The organism is Labrenzia sp. PO1 (assembly GCF_012273635.1).
GTDB classification, from domain to species: Bacteria; Pseudomonadota; Alphaproteobacteria; order Rhizobiales; family Stappiaceae; genus Roseibium; species Roseibium algicola.
Genome location: NZ_JAAXCR010000003.1, coordinates 945,540 through 964,562 on the forward strand (window position 1 = coordinate 945,540; position 19,023 = coordinate 964,562).

General features: G+C 59.1%; 17 protein-coding genes. 7 read left to right on the forward strand and 10 right to left on the reverse strand.

Features of this window, described 5'->3' with window-relative positions; all coding sequences use genetic code 11:
• Nucleotides 1–22 precede the first annotated feature (22 nt).
• The 3 genes from HCG46_RS19195 to HCG46_RS19205 are packed head-to-tail and all read right to left on the reverse strand — an operon-like array spanning nucleotide 23 to nucleotide 2,086.
• The gene (locus HCG46_RS19195) at nucleotides 23–430 is read right to left on the reverse strand and encodes a Fur family transcriptional regulator (protein ID WP_023003947.1); all 408 of its coding nucleotides are present in this window, start codon (nucleotides 428–430) and stop codon (nucleotides 23–25) included.
• A complete protein-coding gene (gene znuB, locus HCG46_RS19200; protein ID WP_168687092.1) occupies nucleotides 427–1,254 on the reverse strand; it encodes a zinc ABC transporter permease subunit ZnuB in 828 nt (275 codons plus the stop codon). The genes HCG46_RS19195 and znuB overlap by 4 nt, the downstream gene beginning before the upstream one ends.
• Nucleotides 1,244–2,086, reverse strand: a complete 843-nt coding sequence (locus HCG46_RS19205; RefSeq protein ID WP_055653619.1) for a metal ABC transporter ATP-binding protein — start codon at nucleotides 2,084–2,086, stop codon at nucleotides 1,244–1,246. The genes znuB and HCG46_RS19205 overlap by 11 nt, the downstream gene beginning before the upstream one ends.
• Before the next feature lie 171 nt (nucleotides 2,087–2,257).
• Here HCG46_RS19205 and HCG46_RS19210 point away from each other — a divergent pair, with 171 nt between their 5' ends.
• A complete protein-coding gene (locus HCG46_RS19210; protein ID WP_168687093.1) occupies nucleotides 2,258–3,661 on the forward strand; it encodes a mannose-1-phosphate guanylyltransferase/mannose-6-phosphate isomerase in 1,404 nt (467 codons plus the stop codon).
• Between the two features lie 118 nt (nucleotides 3,662–3,779).
• On the forward strand, nucleotides 3,780–4,982 hold the full coding sequence (gene pcaF, locus HCG46_RS19215; RefSeq protein ID WP_023003943.1) for a 3-oxoadipyl-CoA thiolase: 1,203 nt from the start codon (nucleotides 3,780–3,782) through the stop codon (nucleotides 4,980–4,982).
• An 11-nt stretch (nucleotides 4,983–4,993) separates the two neighbouring features.
• Here pcaF and HCG46_RS19220 read toward each other — a convergent pair whose 3' ends face one another.
• Both HCG46_RS19220 and HCG46_RS19225 read right to left on the reverse strand, forming a co-directional pair.
• A complete protein-coding gene (locus HCG46_RS19220; protein ID WP_168687094.1) occupies nucleotides 4,994–5,308 on the reverse strand; it encodes a hypothetical protein in 315 nt (104 codons plus the stop codon).
• A gap of 650 nt (nucleotides 5,309–5,958) precedes the next feature.
• Nucleotides 5,959–6,345, reverse strand: a complete 387-nt coding sequence (locus HCG46_RS19225; protein WP_168687095.1) for a hypothetical protein — start codon at nucleotides 6,343–6,345, stop codon at nucleotides 5,959–5,961.
• Between the two features lie 307 nt (nucleotides 6,346–6,652).
• On the opposite strand from HCG46_RS19225, the gene HCG46_RS19230 reads away from it, so the two are divergent.
• The 4 genes from HCG46_RS19230 to HCG46_RS19245 all read left to right on the forward strand — a co-directional run bounded on the left by HCG46_RS19230 (nucleotide 6,653) and on the right by HCG46_RS19245 (nucleotide 13,008).
• On the forward strand, nucleotides 6,653–7,210 hold the full coding sequence (locus tag HCG46_RS19230; protein WP_023003940.1) for a helix-turn-helix transcriptional regulator: 558 nt from the start codon (nucleotides 6,653–6,655) through the stop codon (nucleotides 7,208–7,210).
• Nucleotides 7,211–7,237: 27 nt separating this feature from the next.
• On the forward strand, nucleotides 7,238–8,341 hold the full coding sequence (locus HCG46_RS19235; RefSeq protein WP_062489067.1) for an efflux RND transporter periplasmic adaptor subunit: 1,104 nt from the start codon (nucleotides 7,238–7,240) through the stop codon (nucleotides 8,339–8,341).
• Complete coding sequence (locus HCG46_RS19240; protein WP_168687096.1) at nucleotides 8,338–11,901, forward strand: efflux RND transporter permease subunit; 3,564 nt, start codon at nucleotides 8,338–8,340, stop codon at nucleotides 11,899–11,901. The genes HCG46_RS19235 and HCG46_RS19240 overlap by 4 nt, the downstream gene beginning before the upstream one ends.
• A gap of 153 nt (nucleotides 11,902–12,054) precedes the next feature.
• The gene (locus HCG46_RS19245; RefSeq protein ID WP_168687097.1) at nucleotides 12,055–13,008 is read left to right on the forward strand and encodes a helix-turn-helix domain-containing GNAT family N-acetyltransferase; all 954 of its coding nucleotides are present in this window, start codon (nucleotides 12,055–12,057) and stop codon (nucleotides 13,006–13,008) included.
• A 97-nt stretch (nucleotides 13,009–13,105) separates the two neighbouring features.
• On the opposite strand, the gene HCG46_RS19250 is transcribed toward HCG46_RS19245, so the two are convergent.
• From HCG46_RS19250 to HCG46_RS19265, 4 genes are all read right to left on the reverse strand, one after another.
• The gene (locus tag HCG46_RS19250; protein WP_168687098.1) at nucleotides 13,106–13,855 is read right to left on the reverse strand and encodes an SDR family oxidoreductase; all 750 of its coding nucleotides are present in this window, start codon (nucleotides 13,853–13,855) and stop codon (nucleotides 13,106–13,108) included.
• 81 nt (nucleotides 13,856–13,936) lie between these two features.
• Nucleotides 13,937–14,809: a phosphatidylcholine/phosphatidylserine synthase gene (locus tag HCG46_RS19255; protein ID WP_062489071.1), complete on the reverse strand. Its 873-nt coding sequence runs from the start codon at nucleotides 14,807–14,809 to the stop codon at nucleotides 13,937–13,939.
• Nucleotides 14,810–14,816: 7 nt separating this feature from the next.
• A complete protein-coding gene (locus tag HCG46_RS19260) occupies nucleotides 14,817–15,557 on the reverse strand; it encodes a phosphatidylserine decarboxylase (protein ID WP_286185457.1) in 741 nt (246 codons plus the stop codon).
• Between the two features lie 100 nt (nucleotides 15,558–15,657).
• Nucleotides 15,658–16,599, reverse strand: coding sequence for a LysR family transcriptional regulator (locus tag HCG46_RS19265; RefSeq protein ID WP_168687100.1), 942 nt, complete (start codon nucleotides 16,597–16,599; stop codon nucleotides 15,658–15,660).
• Between the two features lie 96 nt (nucleotides 16,600–16,695).
• Between HCG46_RS19265 and HCG46_RS19270 the strand changes: the two genes are divergently transcribed.
• Nucleotides 16,696–16,887: a hypothetical protein gene (locus HCG46_RS19270; RefSeq protein ID WP_152506961.1), complete on the forward strand. Its 192-nt coding sequence runs from the start codon at nucleotides 16,696–16,698 to the stop codon at nucleotides 16,885–16,887.
• A 170-nt stretch (nucleotides 16,888–17,057) separates the two neighbouring features.
• Here the strand turns inward: HCG46_RS19270 and HCG46_RS19275 are convergent, their stop codons facing one another.
• Nucleotides 17,058–18,941 (reverse strand): ABC transporter ATP-binding protein/permease, encoded by a 1,884-nt coding sequence (locus HCG46_RS19275; protein WP_168687216.1) that lies wholly within the window; start codon nucleotides 18,939–18,941, stop codon nucleotides 17,058–17,060.
• Between the last annotated feature and the right edge of the window lie 82 nt (nucleotides 18,942–19,023).

The window sequence follows — 19,023 nt, forward strand, 5'->3', positions numbered from 1 at the left end:
ATGCCGGGAAACGCCGCCAGGGTTACATCGGCATGGTGCACTGCCGGCAGGTGCCGCGCAGTTCGATGGTCGTCCGGGACAACTGGAAGCCTTCGCTCTGTGTCCATTCCCTCAGGAGAGAAATGGCCTTGTCCGGCGTAAACTCGCTGACAACACCACATTTTTCACAGATGGCGAAGGCAGCCGTGCCATGACCGGAGCAGCCCTTGTGGGAACAGGCCACAAAGGCATTGAGGCTTTCCAGCCGGTGGACCATTCCGTATTCCACCAGCTTGTCGAGAGCCCGGTAGACCTGCAGCGGTGCACGAAAACCGCTGTCGCGCAACAGATCGAGAATCGCATAGGCCGTCAAAGGTCCACCAGCGTCCGACAACGAGCCGAACACCAGGGCCTGGTTCTTGGTCAGTTCGGGATGTGTCTCAACGCTCACGGACGATCTCCTTTCGTGCTCGATCTCACCCTTCTCACGATTTGCACACCCGGGACAAGACTGACGACAAACAGCGCCATCGCCGCAACAACGATGGAGGGGCCGGACGGGGTATCGTAGGTCAGCGAACTATAGAGCCCGCCGACGACGGCGGCAGCTCCGGTCAGGGCTGCAATCACCGCCATCTGTTCCGGCGATGCCGACAGGCGCCGGGCGGCAGCGGCGGGAATGATCAGCAGCGCTGTGATCAGCAGCGCGCCGATGATCTTCAGAGAAATGGCAATGACGATTGCCGTCAGCAGCATGAAGATCAGCTCGGTCCGCTCAGGCTTCAGCCCCTCGCCCGCGGCAAGGTCCGGACTGACCGTTGCTGCGAACAGGCGGCGCCAGATGACCACGAGGACACCGAGCACGATCGCACCGCCAGCGTAGATCATGGCGATGTCCATGGGTGTGACGGCCAGGATATCGCCGAAGAGCAGCCCCAGCAGATCGACCCGGACCCATGTCATGAAGGCCAGACAGACCAATCCCAGGGCGAGCGCGGAATGGGACAGCAAGCCAAGCAATGCATCGGAAGACAGCGTGTCGCTGCGCCTCAGTGCCATCAGCACGATCGCCAGAAGGATGGAAACAACCCCGACTGCCAACGTGGTGTTGACGTTGAGGAGCAGCGACAGGGCAACGCCCAGCAAGGCTGCATGGGACAGCGTATCGCCGAAATAGGCCATGCGACGCCAGACGATGAAACAGCCAAGCGGTCCTGCAACAAGTGCCACACCTATGCCGGCAATGAGTGCACGGGTGAAGAAATCATCCAGCATTTCGAATGCCGCCTTCTTTCTCCGCAGCCGCGTCGGCAGGTGCGTGATGATGCTCGCCGGAACAGGAGGAACACAGCGAACCGTCCGCGTGGCGCACCTTTCCATCCGGCAGATGCACGTGGTCATGGTGATGTTCATAGACGGCAATCGCCGCATTGCGCCGGTTGCCAAACAGCGCATGATACCGGTCGTCACGGCTGACGTCAGAGGGGGTTCCGCGGCAGCAAACGTGACCATTGAGGCAAATCACCTGATCTGCTGCGGCCATCACGACATGAAGATCGTGAGAGATCATCAGGATGCCGCAGCCAAGCGTGTTGCGGATTTCGGAAATGAGGTCGTAGATCGCGATCTCTCCGGCATAATCCACGCCTTGCACCGGCTCGTCCAACACCAGCAGCCCGGGATTGCGGGCAATCGCGCGGGCCAGCATGACACGCTGCATTTCACCGCCGGAGAGCGTGCGCATCTGAGAAGTCATCAGCCTTTCAGCGCCGGTGCGCGCCAGCGCAGCGCGGCATTCGGCATCGGACAGGGGGTTCGTCAGCCGCATGAACCTGGCGACCGTCAGCGGCAACGTCCAGTCGATGGCGAGCTTCTGCGGCACGTAGCCAATCTTCAGGCCGGGCTTGCGTTCGGCACGGCCTTCGCTCGGGCTCAGGATCCCAAGCGCCATCTTGGCCGTTGTCGACTTGCCGGACCCATTGGGCCCGATAAGCGTCACGATTTCACCCGGTGAAACCGATAGATCTACGCCGCGCACCAGCCATTCACCGCCCTTGCGGATGCCTGCGCGGTCAAGCTGAACAAGCCTGGTATCCGAATTTGTCATAGTCCTGAAAGCCTGCTGCGCTCTTTGGGAACCAACGCCCTGGCGTTACGTTATTACGTATGTAGCGTTCAAGCCACTTGCTTGCAACTTGTCCCGGTGCTGATTAACACTCAAAGCAACACCGGTGCGCCCGCAAGCGCCCGAATGTGCCAGCAGAACAGGAAGCAAAGCATGATTTTCCCTTGTATTTTGTCCGGTGGTGTCGGTTCGCGGCTGTGGCCGCTGTCACGCACCGACCGGCCAAAACAGTTTTTGCCACTGTTTGGCGGGGAAAGTCTGTTCCAGAAGACCTGCAAGCGCGTCAATCGGCCGGACCTTGCCGCTCCGATCGTGATCGGCAGCAATGCCCACCGGTTTCTGATCGGCGAGCAGCTCAACGAACTGGGGCTGGAAGCCCAGTCGATCCTGCTTGAGCCTGTCGGCCGAAATACAGCGCCCCCTGCCCTGATGGCAGCGTTGATTGCCGCTGAAACCGACCCGAACGCCCTGATCCTGCTGTTGCCCTCCGACCACCTGATCCGGAAGGAAGATCTTTTCCTGACTGCCGTCCATCAGGCGGAGACAGCCGCTCGCGCAGGCAAGATCGTGACCTTCGGCATCGAACCCAGCGAAGCCAATACCGGATACGGATACATCAAGGTTGCAAGTGGCAGCGAGCCTGTGCGGCCTGTGGAAGCCTTTGTCGAGAAGCCTGACCAGGACCGTGCCGATGCCTTCCTGAAGGACGGCAGCTATGTCTGGAATGCCGGCATCTTTCTTTATGCCGCCAATACGATGATTGATGCTTTCAAGAAGCACCAGCCGGAGCTTTACGAGAACATCGTCGCCGTCATGAAGACACGGCATGGGGATCTGGATTTTACGCGACTGAACCAGGAAGCCTTCGAAACACTGGACAACATTTCCATCGACTACGCCATCATGGAAAAGGCGGACAACGTCGTCTGCGCGCCCGTTGCACCGGAATGGGACGACCTGGGTTCCTGGTCGGCGATCTGGACGGTCCTGGACAAGGATGCCCAGGGCAATTCCGGATTGGGCGATGCCCGCTTTCTCGATAGCAACAACTGCCTGGCCTATGCTGAACGCGGGCTCGTATCCGTTATCGGCCTTGAGGATGTCATGGTGATCGCCACGACCGACAGCGTTCTTGTTGCCCACAAGGACAAGGCGCAGGACGTCAAGACCGTTGTGGAGCAACTGAAGGCGGAAGGCAGGCATGAGGTGGACCGGCACCCGAGGTCCTACCGTCCTTGGGGCTATACCGAACGCATCAACGCCGGCGAACGTTTTTCCGTTCAGTCGATGATGATCAAGCCGGGCAAGAGGCTCAGCCTGCAAAGCCACCTTCACCGGACGGAGCACTGGGTGGTGGTGTCTGGTACGCTCGAGATCACGATCAACGGCGAAACGCGTCTGCTCAGCGAAAACCAGTCCGCATATGTGCCGCTTGGAGCGCAGCACACGTTGCATAACCCGGGCAAGATTCCGGTGCGGATGATTGAGGTGCAGTCCGGAACCTACTTGCAGGAAGACGATATCCGGCGCCATCCGGAAACATCACAAAAACTCTGACGAGATCGATTTTCCTGTGATGCGTTCTTGCCCTGCCAGATGATTTCCGGCAAGACTTCACGTCAATTCGCGACCATGCCCCAGAGGCCAACGCCACGCGACGGAGAGGAAAACGCTCATGCATCATGTCTTCATTTGCGATTATGTCCGCACGCCCATCGGACGCTATGGCGGCATGCTGTCCTCTGTCCGCGCTGACGATCTAGGTGCGATCCCCATCAGCGCCCTCATGGAGCGCAATCCGGACACGGACTGGGCCGAGGTAGATGACGTCTTTTATGGCTGTGCCAACCAGGCCGGTGAAGACAACCGAAACGTCGCGCGCATGTCGGCACTGTTGGCGGGCTTGCCGGAGACAGTTCCCGGTCTGACACTCAACCGGCTATGTGGTTCGGGAATGGATGCCGTGATGACTGCGGCCAGGGCGATCAAGGCCGGCGAAATCGATCTGGCCATCGCTGGCGGCGTTGAAAGCATGTCCCGCGCACCTTTTGTCATGCCAAAGGCAGACACCGCCTTTTCCCGCTCGGCTGAAATCTTCGACACGACAATCGGCTGGCGCTTCGTCAATCCGCTTCTCAAACGCCAATATGGTATCGATTCCATGCCGGAAACGGCGGAAAACGTTGCCGAACAATTCCAGATCTCGCGACAGGACCAGGATGCCTTCGCGCTGCGCAGCCAGCAGCGAGCCGCCGCCGCTCAGCAATCCGGTCGGTTCGCCGAAGAAATCGTTCCCGTGATGATCCCCCAGCGCAAGGGCGACCCTATTCTGGTGGACAAGGACGAACACCCCAGGAACACAACGCTGGAGGCCCTTTCGGCGCTCAAGACGCCGTTCCGTGAAAATGGTTCGGTGACCGCCGGCAACGCGTCCGGTGTCAACGACGGTGCTGCGGCTTTGCTGATCGCGTCGGAAGCTGCGGTGGCCAAGCACAATCTCACGCCGATCGCCCGCGTCGTCGGTGGAGCCACCGCTGGGGTTCCGCCGCGGATCATGGGCATTGGCCCCGCGCCGGCGACACGCAAGCTCTGCGCGCGCCTCGGAATCGCGCTGCCGGAGTTCGACGTGATCGAACTCAACGAAGCTTTCGCCGCACAGGGCATTGCAGTCATGCGAGACCTTGGCCTGCCCGAAGACAGTGAAATCCTCAATCCGAACGGCGGTGCGATTGCACTCGGTCATCCGTTGGGGATGTCTGGCGCCAGAATCACGGGAACAGCAGCCCTGGAACTGAAAAAACGGGATGGAAACCTGGCGCTTGCCACCATGTGCATCGGTGTCGGCCAGGGTATAGCGCTGGCTCTGGCATCAGCGTGAGGCGTTTCTGATCAGATCGACAGTTTGGCGTACCGGTCTTCACCTGTGCGCCAATACCGGCTCGGGCCAGTCCCCACCGGCACCGGCCGGTCTTGTGCGGCAGGTGTTGCTGTCTGAGGAAAAGGCCGTGACTGCACCCTCTCTTCCATCGTGTCGCTGACTTCGCCCAGTTCATCCGACAGCCTTTCGAAGAGCAGGCTGGGCATGCGCAGCGTCGCGACATAGTAGGAAATCGCCTCATCTGCCGCTTTTTCCAGGTCCAGTTGACCGATCTCGCGCAGGGCATTTTCCGCCATCACATGAAGCTCGACCGCGTCTTCGACCAATGGCTGCGCAACCTCTACCGCCTGGTCGGAATGGCTAGCAACCCAAAAGGCGGCTGACGCTGAAAGGCTAACAAAAACAAAAACGTGCAAGTTTCTCAAAAGAAATCGCATTACAACCCCAATGAATAATTAACAAAACGTTAAACTACCATTGGTCGTACAGGGCGCGTGGAAGATCTGCAACCTGTCCTTGCAGTTCTCCCTTTTTTTCGAACGCCATGGTTAACAGCGGTCTGCGTTGTTCGGAGACGCACCCTTCTTCGCTTCCCGATCCTGGAACGGACCACTGCGGACGTACTGACAGTCCTTCAGCTACATGACCTGGCCGCCCCTTCCCGGCACCGGAAACGGGGCACTGTCAGATTTGCCTGTAGGTATTTGCAGGTACGTAAAATTTTACATGCGGTATTACCGGGACTTTAGATCCTGCGACTGTATAAGCGCGGCATCAAAACGGAGGACGTCATGATCGAAAGGACCGGTGAGATGAGGCTCTCATCCCTGGGATTGCTGCTACTTTTAGCAGCTGCGGCCATGACCTTGTTTGCTGATTTGGGGCCACAGCCCTCGACTTCCGCCAAGGCCAAGTCAGTTTACCAGCAACTCGCTCATTGACCGTTTACGCAAGGTGCCTAACTGACCGAGAAGGTTCACCGGCGCAGATCGTGGCCGCGATTTGCTCTGGCTGGAACCGGCACTGGTTTCATTTGCCCGGTGAAAGATATCGGCAGTCTGTGCCTTGCGGCCCCACCTCCGCCTTTTCCGCTTCGGCCGGCTTCACCCAACAGCATGATGGCTGAGCCCATGACCACGGATCCGAGGGTGATGAACAGGCCGAATGCCAGCATGATGACCGGCAGCACCGGGTCCTCTGCCGACATGACAAGCACTCTCAGATTACCGATATTGCCGAGGAAAATGCCGCCGAGCACGAGGCCGGCAATTGCCGTTCCCGCCAGGCCGTTGACTGCAAGCAGACGAAACAAGGGATCTCTCGGAAGCTTCAAGCGAACCGGCCCCTTCATCGACAATGCCATGGCGCGCACTCCTCGCTCTGCGATTGCTGTTGCGATGCATGATCAGCCTAGCGCCGATCGATACCTGCCAACAACCTGTCAAATAGACCGATTAAGATCATTTTGAAGATCAGCTCATAGTTTATTCATCTTCGACGCAAGATTTGTGCAGCGCACTCTTGATTACAAATGCGTGAGCATATATTTGTTCGATATATCGAACCAACATATGACACTTCTTACGATGCCTATAGCGTCATCCGGATCGCAACCGGGCTCGTATGAAGGCCGTCATGCCGGGAGGACGCTCCCAGGCACGGAGTTGTCAATGAGTGTACGCAGTCTCTGCCTCGCAATCCTTTCTTTCGGGGATGCCACCGGATACGAAATCCGGAAGGAGTCGACCGAAGGCCGGTTCAGCTATTTCGATGATGCGAGCTTCGGCTCGATCTATCCGGCGCTGGCGCGTCTGGAATCGGAAGGGCTGGTAACCGTGCGCGAGGAGCCGCAGGCAGGCAAACCTGCCCGCAAGGTCTATTCCATCACCGATGCCGGCAGGGAAGACTTCATCCAGTCCCTGTGCGATCCACAGGCACCGGACACTTTCAAATCACCCTTTTTGCTGATCGCCCTCAACGCCGCGCAACTGCCTCCCGAGGTCATCCGCCGCGCGGTCGAACGGCGCAAGGCGCAGGTACACGCTGAGTTGCGCCTGCTGACAGACAACGAAAAAGACCAGGAATGTTCGCACCCCGGGTCCAACTGGACCCGTGAATACGGCATTGCCTGCATGAATTTCACCCTCGCCTATCTGGAAGAACATGGCGAGGCACTGATCAGGATTGCTGAAGAAGCGGCACAGCCGGTTGCGGCAGCCGCGGAGTAAGCGCAAGACGTTTCGGAGCTTTAGACAATGCGAGTGAAGTTTTCCTACCTCCTGGCGACCGGCATCGCGGCCGGTATCGGTTTCTGGATGTATAGCGGCACGATGGTGATCGGTGGTGTCGGCGACAGCGAACATGCCACCCCGCCCCCGGCACTCAGGGTCAGCCAGGCGTCCACGGAGACCTTCCGCGTTCAGGTGGAACGTCTGGTGGCGCAAGACCGTCGAGCCGTTCTGGAAGTGCGCGGGCGCACCGAAGCCGAAGCCACGGTGGCTGTCAGATCCAAGACAACCGATGACGTGGTGGAGCGCCCGGCGCAGGAAGGCGCGCATGTCGCCGCCGGCGATGTGCTTTGTGTTCTCGACAAGGGATCGCGGCAGTCACGCATTCTGGAAGCCAAGGCTGCCCTGGCTCAGGCGCAACTGGACCATGAGGCAGCAACTCAGTTGAACAGCAAGGGCTTTACCGCTCAAACCCGTGTGGCTGCCCTGCAGGCCCAGCTCGATGCTGCAAAGGCACGCCTGATTGAGGCCGAGCAGGAGCTGGAACACACAGTTATCCGCTCGCCGATTGCCGGCGTCATCCAGAGCCCCATGGCTGAAATCGGCGCACAGCTTGAACAAGGCGGCATCTGCGCGACGGTGGTTGATGCGGATCCGATGATTGCCATCGGCGAAGTGTCGGAACTGAATATTTCCGAGATCTCGCTGGACATGCCGGCAACGGTCACGCTCGTGACGGGTGAATCGCTCAGCGGCAAGGTGCGTTACATCTCGCCGACGGCAAATCCGGACACGAAAACCTTCCGTATCGAGATCGAGCTCCCCAATCCCGACGGCAAAGCCAGGGACGGCGTGACGGCAGTCACCAAGCTGGAGCTGGCTGCGGAGAAAGCACACAAGATTTCGCCAGCAATTCTGACGTTGAACGACGCCGGCCAGGTCGGCATTCGTGCAGTCGATGAAAACAACAAGACTGTCTTCTACCCCGTCAAGGTGCTGGGTGGAGAACAGGACGGAATGTGGATCGGCGGTCTTCCCGACGAAGTCGTCGCCATCACCGTGGGGCAGGAATACGTCTCGGATGGAGAACTCGTGCAACCGGTCTTTGAGACGGCAGAGGTGAGTCAATGATAGACATGCTTGAAGGCGTCCTTCGGCGCCCCAAGACGGTATTCGTGATGATGCTGGCGCTGATCGTTGCCGGTGTCGCCACCTATATCTCGATCCCGAAAGAAGCCAGCCCGGACATCGATCTGCCGATCTTCTACATTTCGATCACCCAGCAGGGCATTTCTCCGGAGGATTCCGAGCGCCTGCTCGTGCGGCCGATGGAAACGGAATTGCGCGGCCTTGACGGGTTGAAGGAAATCACCGCGATCGCGTCGGAAAGTCATGCCGGCATCGTGCTGGAATTCGACATCTCGTTCAACAAGGACGAGGCGCTGGCGGACGTGCGCGACAAGGTCGACCAGGCCAAGAGCAAGCTGCCGGACGAGGCTGAAGAGCCGACGATCACGGAAATGAACTTCGCACTTGCGCCGACCATGATCATCGCCTTGTCGGGCAACGTGCCGGAGCGCACGCTCTACAAGCACGCCCGGCGTCTCAAGGACGAGATCGAGGCTATCGACACCGTCCGGTCGGCGGATCTGACCGGGCACCGCGAAGAGCTGCTGGAAGTCCTGATCGACACCCAGAAACTGGAATCCTACTCGATCACCCAGCAGGAGCTCCTTAACTCGCTGCAGCTCAACAACCAGCTTGTTCCTGCGGGCTTTATCGACGGCGGCAAGGGCCGCTTCAACGTGAAGGTGCCTGGTCTCGTAGAGACCGCAGAGGATGTCTACACGCTGCCGCTGAAACAGAGCGGTGAAGGTGTCGTGACCCTTGCAGATGTCGCCGAGATCCGGCGCACCTTCAAGGATCCCAACGCCTACACACGCGTCAACGGCAACCGGGCAATTGCTCTTCAGGTCGTCAAGCGTATCGGCACCAACATCATCGAGAACAACGCGGCAGTCCGTGAAGTTGTCGAACATGCCTCCAGGGACTGGCCGGAAACCGTTCGTGTCGACATGATGCTCGACCAGTCCAACAACATCTTCGAAGTGCTTGGCTCGCTGCAATCTTCGATCCTGACGGCGATTTTCCTGGTGATGATCCTGGTTCTGGCGGCGCTTGGCATGCGCTCCGCACTGCTCGTGGGTCTGGCGATCCCGACCTCCTTCATGGTCGGCTTCCTGATCCTTGGCGGCGTCGGCTACACGGTCAACAACATGGTCATGTTCGGCCTCGTTCTGACCGTTGGCCTGCTGGTCGACGGTGCCATCGTGATGACCGAATATGCCGACCGCAAGATCCAGGAAGGCATGGAAGACCGCGAGGCCTATATCCGCGCTGCGAAGCTGATGTTCTGGCCGATCGTCTCTTCGACGGCCACCACACTGGTAGCGTTCCTGCCCATGCTGCTGTGGCCGGGTGTTGCCGGCGAGTTCATGAGCTACCTGCCGATCATGGTGATCATCGTCCTGACCGCCTCGCTGTTCACCGCCATGGTGTTCCTGCCGGTGACAGGGGGCATCCTGGCCCAGGTCTCGCATTTCCTGAACAGGTATGCCGCTGGACTTCTGGCACTGACATTTGGCGTTCTGGCCGCCGTCATTGTCGGATTCGGCCCGTTCGTACCGATGGCTCTCGAAGGCGTCGTGCCAGCGGTGGCTGCAACCGGCATCGCCATCCTGTGCGGCCTGGTGGCCCTCGTCCTTGTCGGCTTTGTTTCCTACAAGCTGCTGCGTCCGTTTGTGCACTGGTCTCAGGCACGAGCTGCCAAGAGAGCCGAAAAGGAACGTGCGGAAGCTGCCGCCCTTTCCGGCTCCGAAGCTTTCGATGTCAAGAAAGTAAGCGGGTTCACTGGCATCTATGTTCGCATCTTGAAGATGTTTGCAGGCAACCCGATCGGCAACATCGCCGCCATCGTGCTGCTGATCGGCAGTTGCTTTGCGATCGTCGGCGCGTTCATGGCGAACCCGACCGGCGTGCAGTTCTTCATTGATGAAGAACCGGAACAAGCGGTGGTTCTTGTTTCCGGCCGTGGCAACATGTCTGCCTCGGAAGCGCGCGATCTCGTTGTGCAGGTTGAAGACAGGATCATGTCCATTCCGGGCGTCGACAATGTCATCACCAACGCGTTCACACCCGGCGGTTCGTCCGGCGGCCCCTCCGTCGGCGACGTCCAGGACAAGCCTGCCGACGTGATGGGCGAGATCAATATCGAGCTTGCAGACTTCTGCTGCCGCCGGGTGGCGAAGGAGATCTTCGCCGACATCCGTAACGCGACCAGTGACATCCCCGGCATCAAGGTGGAGACCCGCAAGATCGAAGGCGGTCCGCCAACGGGCAAGGACGTTCAGCTGGAGATCAAGTCCACCGATTACAACGACATGGTTGCTGCTGTCGCCCGCATTCGCGAGCACATCAACGGCATGGACACACTGATGAACCAGGAGGACGACCGTCCCCTGCCTGGCATCGAATGGCAGATCTCAATCGATCGGGAACAGGCCGGCCGCTACCAGGCAAGCATCGCTTCCGTTGGCAACATGGTACAGCTGGTCACCAACGGTGTTCTGATCGGTACCTATCGTCCCGGAGACAGCGAGGACGAGGTGGACATTCGCGTGCGCCTGCCGGAGAACGAGCGGACCATCGACCGGTTCGACCAGCTGCGGCTGCAGACCTCGCTTGGACTGGTGCCGCTGGCAAACTTCGTCAGCCGCGAACCGGCCCAGAAGGTGTCGGAAATCGTGCGTCGTGACGGGCTCTATTCCATGTTCGTGAAGGCGGCGGTCAATCCGGAAAGCGGTTCCACGCCGACAGAACAGGTTGCAGCTCTTCAGAAGTGGCTGGATACGCAGGAATGGCCTGCCAACGTGTTTCTGAAATTCCGCGGCGCGGATGAGGACCAGCAGGAGTCAGGCGAGTTCCTGATGAAGGCGATGGTGGCATCGCTGTTCCTGATGTTCCTGATCCTGCTGACCCAATTCAACTCGTTCTACCAGACGATCCTGACGCTCTCGACGGTGGTTCTGTCAGTGTTCGGGGTGCTGCTCGGAATGCTCGTCACCAATCAGCCGTTCTCGATCATCATGACCGGGACCGGGGTGGTGGCGCTTGCCGGGATTGTGGTCAACAATGCCATCGTTCTGATCGATACCTACAACAGGTTCCTTCATGACGGCCTTCCCCCGCTGGACGCGATCCTGAAAACATCCGCTCAGCGTATCCGGCCGATCCTGCTGACCACCATCACGACCATCGCCGGCCTGGTGCCCATGGCCACCATGATCAACTTCGATTTCTTCAATCAGGTGATCACCTATGGCGGCATCACGGCGGTCTGGTGGGTGCAGCTGGCAACGGCGGTCATATCCGGACTTGCTTTCTCCACCTTGCTGACGCTGCTGATGATCCCGGTCATGATTGCGCTGCCGAGTGTATGGTCAAGCACCTTCTGGAAGGTGGTGTCCACCGTACGGCGCAAGCCAGGCACTGCCACCGAAGAGGTAACTCCGGAACCTGTGGCTCTTGGCGATCAGCCCGAACAGCGCCCGGCTGCAAAGGTGGTTTCCATGCCGAAGCCGTCGCAACCGAAAATCCCCCCGCAGGAGGAACTGCCGCACGCGGCAGAGTGATCCTAAGCACCTCCAAGCAGAAAGGCCGCCGGTTTCCGGCGGCCTTTTTGTTGGCAACATGCAGCGTGTCTTCACCCGAATTCCAACCACTGCCCCTTGAATTGCGGCCCATCAATCAATATAGTTGTAATATACAACTATATAGGCTTTTGCATGTCCCAGCATTCCCCCTCCCTCGTCAACGATATCCGTGCAGCGTCCCGCCAACTGGTCCGGGAATTCGGCTTTCTGGACAAGACCATCGCCGGTACGGATCTGTCCGGTTCAGGTGTCCATGCAATGATGGAAATCGGTTTGAACCCCGGCATTACGGCCAAGGAAATCTCGACGAGACTGAAGCTCGAGAAATCGACCATCAGCCGTTTGCTGAAGTCACTCGAAGCCCGCGGGGAAATCACGCAAACCCGGTCTGACAACGATGGCCGATCATTCGGACTGACTTTGACCGAAACCGGAAAGGCCACCTTTGCGAAGATCGACAACTTTGGCGATGCCCTGGCCCGACGGGCGCTCAACCGGATCAACGGGGACAAGGCACAAGAAATTTGCGATGCCATGTCCGCTTATGCGGAAGCGCTCGCCATGCCGCAGGAAACGCCGGCAGATTACCAGCCACAATTCACGGTCGCTGAAGGTTATCAAACCGGAATGATCGGCGACATTGCCGGAATGCATGCCCGCACTCACGGCCACATCGTCGGTATGGGGCCAACCTTTGAAAGTGTGGTCTCAAACGCCATGGCCGAATTCATGCCGCGCATCGGCAAACCGATGAACAACAGCTGGAGCGTGCTCGAAAACGGAGCCGTTATCGGATCGATCACAATCGATGGCGAAGACCTTGGCAACAACATCGCACATTTGCGCTGGTTCATTCTGTCCGAACGCCTGCGGGGCAAAGGACTGGGAAAAGTGCTGCTCCAGAAAGCCCTGGAACACTCGGATGCGCTTGGGTTCGATGAAATCCACCTTTGGACGCTCAAGGGGCTTGAAGCCGCGCGCGTACTCTACGAGAGAAACGGGTTCACCCTTGCGGAGGAATATGTCGGCGACCAGTGGGGCAAGGCCGTCACGGAACAGAAATTCATAAGAATTCGCCCGAAATAAATTGGTAGCCCCGCAGCCCCCCTATCACCGGGCCATATCAGCCTTTCAGCCCAAAAGGAACGGTTCGGGTCTTCGTCAGAACCGTTCCTGTGTTGACTCACCCCTTGGAGATGGAGTTCCCGCCATCACAGAGCATGGCGGAACCGGTGACGAAAGAACTGGCGTCGGACAGCAGAAACGCAGCCGCCTTGGCGATCTCTTCGGGTTCGGCCATCCGCTTCAATGCGTGGAGGCCGGCGATATACTCGCGGAATGCCGGGTCATCGCCCCCCATCTCGGTCTTCGTGCCACCAGGAAGAAGCGCATTGACCCGGATGTTTTCCGGTCCGTGTTCCACGGCCAGAACCTGTGTCAGGCCGACAAGCCCCGCCTTCGCAGCCGCATAGGCGGCCATGCCCGGAAAACCGATGGTATGGCCAACGAACGACGAGGTGAACACAATCGACCCGCCTCCCCGTTCGCGCATGGCCGGGATCTGGTATTTGGCGGCCAGAAAGGCGCTGTTGAGATTGGTGGCGACAACATGGTTCCAGGTTTCCATGCTCATGTCCGGCACCGGCCCCATCTCTCCTAGCGTACCTGCATTATTGAAGGCTCCGTCGAGGCCACCAAAGGCGTCGAGCGTCGCTTTCACGGAAGCTTCGGAAAATGTGGTATCGCAGACGTCGCCAACGAACAGTGCGATCCGGTTGGATGCATGGGGCAATGACGACCGTAGCTCTTTCAGTCGGTCTTCCCGTCGGGCAGCCAGCATCAGGTTCGCACCGGTGTCGGCCAGAAGACGCGCGGCAGCCGCTCCGATGCCACTGCTGGCACCGGTGATCAGAATTGTCTTTCCATCAAGCATGAGAAGGCTCCTCATTTGTCGAGGAGGCCTAATTGAACCAGAAAAGCGCCTGCTGAAACCCGATTTGCGATCAGGTGTGCGTCAGCCGCCGTGGTCCTTGTCCCTGTCCGCAATGTTGTCGAGATCTGTATCGCATTCGTCACCGTCGTCATCGAGGCCCAGCGAGGCGTCTGCGAGCACCAGCTTCCTGTGCGCACGCCAGGACAACGGAATGGTCAGCAGATAAAGGACCGCTCCTCCCGCCAACATCCGGAAAGGATAGGAAACGGTCAGCGCCACCACCAGAACCGCAACCAGGAACAACGGCAATACGAAGTCGCGGCGCACCCTCGTGCCCAGCGTCTTGCCGGAATAGGTCGGCAAACGGCTGATCAGCAGGAAGGCAACTCCGATCGTATAGGCTGCAACAAAAGCTGAATCTGCGAACCAGTGCGGAAACAGGCCGAGAAAATCGAGATAAAGCGGCAGGAGCACGGTCAGCGCTCCAGCCGGTGCAGGCACGCCTGTGAAGAAACGTGACGCCCAGGCAGGCTTGTTCGGATCGTCCAGGGCCACATTGAAACGCGCCAGACGGAGTGCGGCTGAAATCGCGAAGATAAGGCCTGCGATCCACCCCATGTTGCCTGCATCCTTGAGGATCCAGAGATAGAGCATCAAGGCCGGCGTGACGCCGAAATTGACGAAATCCGAGAGGGAATCCAGTTCCGCACCGAAACGCGACGTTCCCTTCATCATGCGGGCGACACGGCCATCGAGCCCGTCCAAGACGGCTGCCACGAGAACGGCACCGACCGCGAATTCCCAGCGGCCTTCGAAGGCCATGCGCACAGCCGTCAGACCGGAGCACAGCGCCAGCAACGTCACCATGTTCGGAATGATCAGGCGCAAGGGTACGCGCCGGAAGCGCGGTGTTCTGCGGGTGTCGGCCGGTCCTTGATCGGGCGTCTCGTTCACGGTGGCCTCAGCTTACACGGGTCAGGGACTGAGCCGGGCTTTGCGGTGCCGACAGATCGGCCAGCACGGTCTCGCCGGCAATCATGGTCTGGCCGAGGGCAACCTTTGGCTGGGTTCCGACCGGAAAATAGACATCAAGACGCGAACCGAAACGGATCAGACCAAAGCGCTCGCCGGCAGAGAGATTTTCTCCTTCACGAACGAAGCAGACAATACGGCGGGCAACAAGACCGGCGATCTGCACGACACCGATCCGGCCGTTGCCGGTGTCGATGACCAGTCCGTTGCGCTCGTTGTCTTCACTGGCCTTGTCCAGTTCCGCGTTCAGAAACTTGCCGGCACGGTAGGCGACGCGCTCTATGCGCCCGCCAACAGGTGCCCGGTTCACATGGCAGTTGAACACGTTCATGAAGATGGAGACCCGCATCAGCGGTTCAGCGCCGAGTTCCAGCTCAGCAGGCGGGCGTGCCAGGCCAACTAGGCTGACGACACCATCTGCCGGAGAAATCACCAGCCCTTCGCCGACAGGCGTCACACGCTTGGGATCGCGGAAGAAATAACAGACCCACCCCGTGAGGAAGAGGCCGATCCAGAACAGCGGATCGATGAACCAGCCGATAACGAGGGTCGCCACCAGAGCAATCGCAATGAAGGGCCAGCCTTCACGATGGATCGGCACCATGGCCTTGGAGACGGAATCGACTATCGACATCTTCTTTTTTCGCTTTCCATTGCTGCCCGGCGGCAGGCGTATTCCCGGCCCGGGACTGAACGCACCCGTTGCGCTTTAGCTTCTGCCCCGCTTCTAGTGGCTTTTCAAGGCAAAGAGAACCTGCTTTTCATGAAAATCACACGGTTTGCGACCCACTTGAGCCAGTGGAAGCCGTCCGATAGTCGCTCTCCCAGTAGGGCGGTCGACCGTACTTTGAAATCAGGAAATCGACAAAGGCGGTCACCTTGGGCGGAACGAACTGGCTTGGCGGATAAACGGCCCAGATCGCCCCGGTGCGGGCAATCGTATAGTCTTCCATGACGGCGACCAGTCGCCCGTCGCGAAGGTCTTCCCAGACATGTGCCAGTGACTTCAGGCTGAGGCCAAGGCCGTGAAGCGCGGCGTCGTAAGTCAGGTCGCCGCTATCGCCCTTGATCACCGGCTTCTGGATTTCGAAGGCGAGCTCCCCCTCCGGCCCGTTGAAATACCAGAACGGCATGGAGGCCATGGCGATGCAGTCGTGGTTGGCAAGGTCTTCCGGTGTGTGCGGCACACCCTTGCGAGCCAGGTAGGCCGGTGATGCACACAGGGCCCTTGGATTTCCGCCCAGCTTGCGGGACAGCAGAGAGGAATCGGTCAGTGGCGCTCCCCTCACCGCCATGTCATAGCCTTCCTCGATCACGTCCACGATCCTGTCGGAAAAGTCCATTTCCAGCCTGATATCCGGGTAGAGTTCGCGGAACTCCACCAGATACGGCAGAATGTGCTTTCTGCCGAAGAATGTGTTGCAGGAAAACCGAAGCGAGCCGCGCGGCGCTTCTGTGGAGGCTTCCAGGATCGAGCGAGCCTGTTCGATCTCACCAACTGCGGTGCGCGCGTGTTGCAGCAAAACACGGCCGGCTTCCGTCAACATCGTGCGTCTGGTGGTGCGGGCAAAAAGCTGGGATCCGAAGGACTTCTCAAGGCCGGTCAACCGCGTGCTGGCAGCTGAAGGCGACAAGCCGATTTCCCGGCCGGCAGCAGCCATGCTGCCCAGTTCCGCGATGCGGACAAAAAACTGCAGGTCTTCCAGTCTCATTGTTCCAATCTTTCGAAGAATTAATTCTACACTAGCCTCATTCTTCGAAGGAACGCAATATGAGACAAATGCTCATCCCAAGCGATGGAGAGCACCATGACACATACAGGAGACGACTACGAAGCCCGCGCCCGCGCTTCCCGCCACCAGGAACTGCGCCGCCTTGCCAAGGCACTTTCAAGACTGTTGTTCAAAAGGGGTGAAGCTGCCCAAAACACCAATGTGCCGACAACAGGCCATGTGGCCTGCGACAATGATCCGGCACCGCAAACAATTCGTGCGGCCTGACCTCCGGCAAGTTTCTGACTTCTTGTCATGCAGGAAGACCGGTGGTGGAGATCCGGGATCATTGAGCCCAGATCTCTTTCAAGGGTCAGCGTCATACCGGGAACAAGTGCATTCCGTCCCCCGGCCAAAGCCTGGCCAGGCCGGATGACCAGAAATAGCTGTCGCCAGACCTATTTCGCCGGTACGTAATCAGCCCTTTGACCACGTGTGACGATACCAAGATCGTCATTTTCTCTTGCGGCTCGCAGCCGCTCCTCGGCCTCGTCCGCTTCGCGCTGGCGGGCCCACATGGAAGCGTAAAGACCGTCTCTGGCCAGAAGCTGCTGATGGGTGCCGCGCTCGGCAATCTCGCCACCTTCCAGAACGATGATCTGGTCTGCGTTGACCACGGTCGACAGGCGGTGGGCAATCACCAGCGTCGTCCGATCCTGCGAAACCTCATCCAGCGCCGACTGGATCTCGCGTTCGGTATGTGTGTCGAGCGCCGATGTCGCCTCATCGAGGATGAGGATTGGCGGAGATTTCAGAATGGTGCGTGCAATCGCAACACGCTGCTTTTCACCGCCCGACAGTTTCAATCCGCGCTCGCCGACTTCCGCGTCATAGCCCTGAGGTAGCCTTTCGATGAAGTCGTGGATCTGCGCCATGCGCGCAGCCTCCCGCACTTCCTCGTCGCTGGCGTCCGGGCGGCCATAGCGGATGTTATAGGCAATGGTATCGTTGAAGAGCACCGTGTCCTGCGGAACCATGCCGATGGCCTGACGCACGCTTTCCTGCGTCACGTTTCGGACATCCTGACCATCGATCTCGACTGAACCGTCGGTGACGTCGTAAAACCGGAACAGGAGACGGGAGATCGTCGATTTGCCCGCACCGGAGGGACCGACGATGGCGACGGTCTTGCCTGCTGGAACCTCAAAGTCGATCCCCTTGAGGATCGGCCGGTCGGGATCGTAGTGAAAGCGGACGTCCTTGAACGCAATCTTTCCCTCAACAGCCTTCAACGGGCTGGCGTCGGGCTTGTCCTCGATTTCGGCGGGAACCATCAGCAGGTCGAACATGGACTCGATATCCGCAAGACCCTGACGGATTTCGCGGTAGAGGAAGCCGATGAAGTTGAGCGGAATGGAAATCTGCATCAGCAGCGCGTTGATCAGGACAAAGTCGCCGATGTTCTGCTCGCCCGCCAGAACAGCCTGTGCAGACAGCCCCATGCAGGCCGCCATGCCAATGCCGAGGATAACCGCCTGACCGAAGTTGAGCCAGGAAAGGGACGTCCAGGTTTTCGTCGCGGCGCTCTCATATTTCGCCATGGAGACATCGAAGCGCGCAGCTTCCATGTTTTCGTTGCCGAAGTACTTGACCGTTTCGAAGTTGAGCAGACTGTCGATGGCCTTGGAGTTGGCATCCGTGTCGCTGTCGTTCATTTCGCGGCGAATGCCGATCCGCCAGTTCGAGGTCTTGATGGTGAACCAGACGTAGGCGACGATCATCACCGCGACGATGACAACATAAAGGAAACCGAACTGGTACCAGATCACGGCTGCCATGATGGCAAATTCCAGAACCGTCGGAATGCCGTTCAAGATGGTGAAGCGGACAATCGCTTCTATGCCCTTCACCCCGCGTTCAATCACACGGCTGAGCCCACCCGTCCGCCGGGCAAGGTGGAAACGCAGGGAAAGCTGGTGCAGGTGGCGGAATGTCAGGATTGCGAGCTGGCGTACAGCATGCTGGCCGACCCGGGCAAACAGCGCATCACGCAGCTGGTTGAAAGCCACGGCCAATACGCGGGCTGCATTATAGGCAAGCACCAGCATGACCGGAGCGACCAGGAAAGCAGGCAGGTTGGAGCCTTCACCCGTCAGTGCATCCGTCGCCCAGGCGAAAAAATACGGCGACAGGACCGTCACGATCTTGGCAATGATCAGTGCGAAAATGGCCAGAAGCACACGCTGCTTGAGATCCGGCCGATTAGACGGCCAGATGTAGGGCCACAGGTTGGCCAGCGTCGTGAAGGTGCTGCCTTCGTCTGCGTTGACAGGCTTGCGGATGTGCGCTTGAGCGGAATGGCTGCCGGCAGCCGCAGCCGAAGGCTTTTGCGGCGGGGTCGCTGTCTGATCGGTCACACAAAAT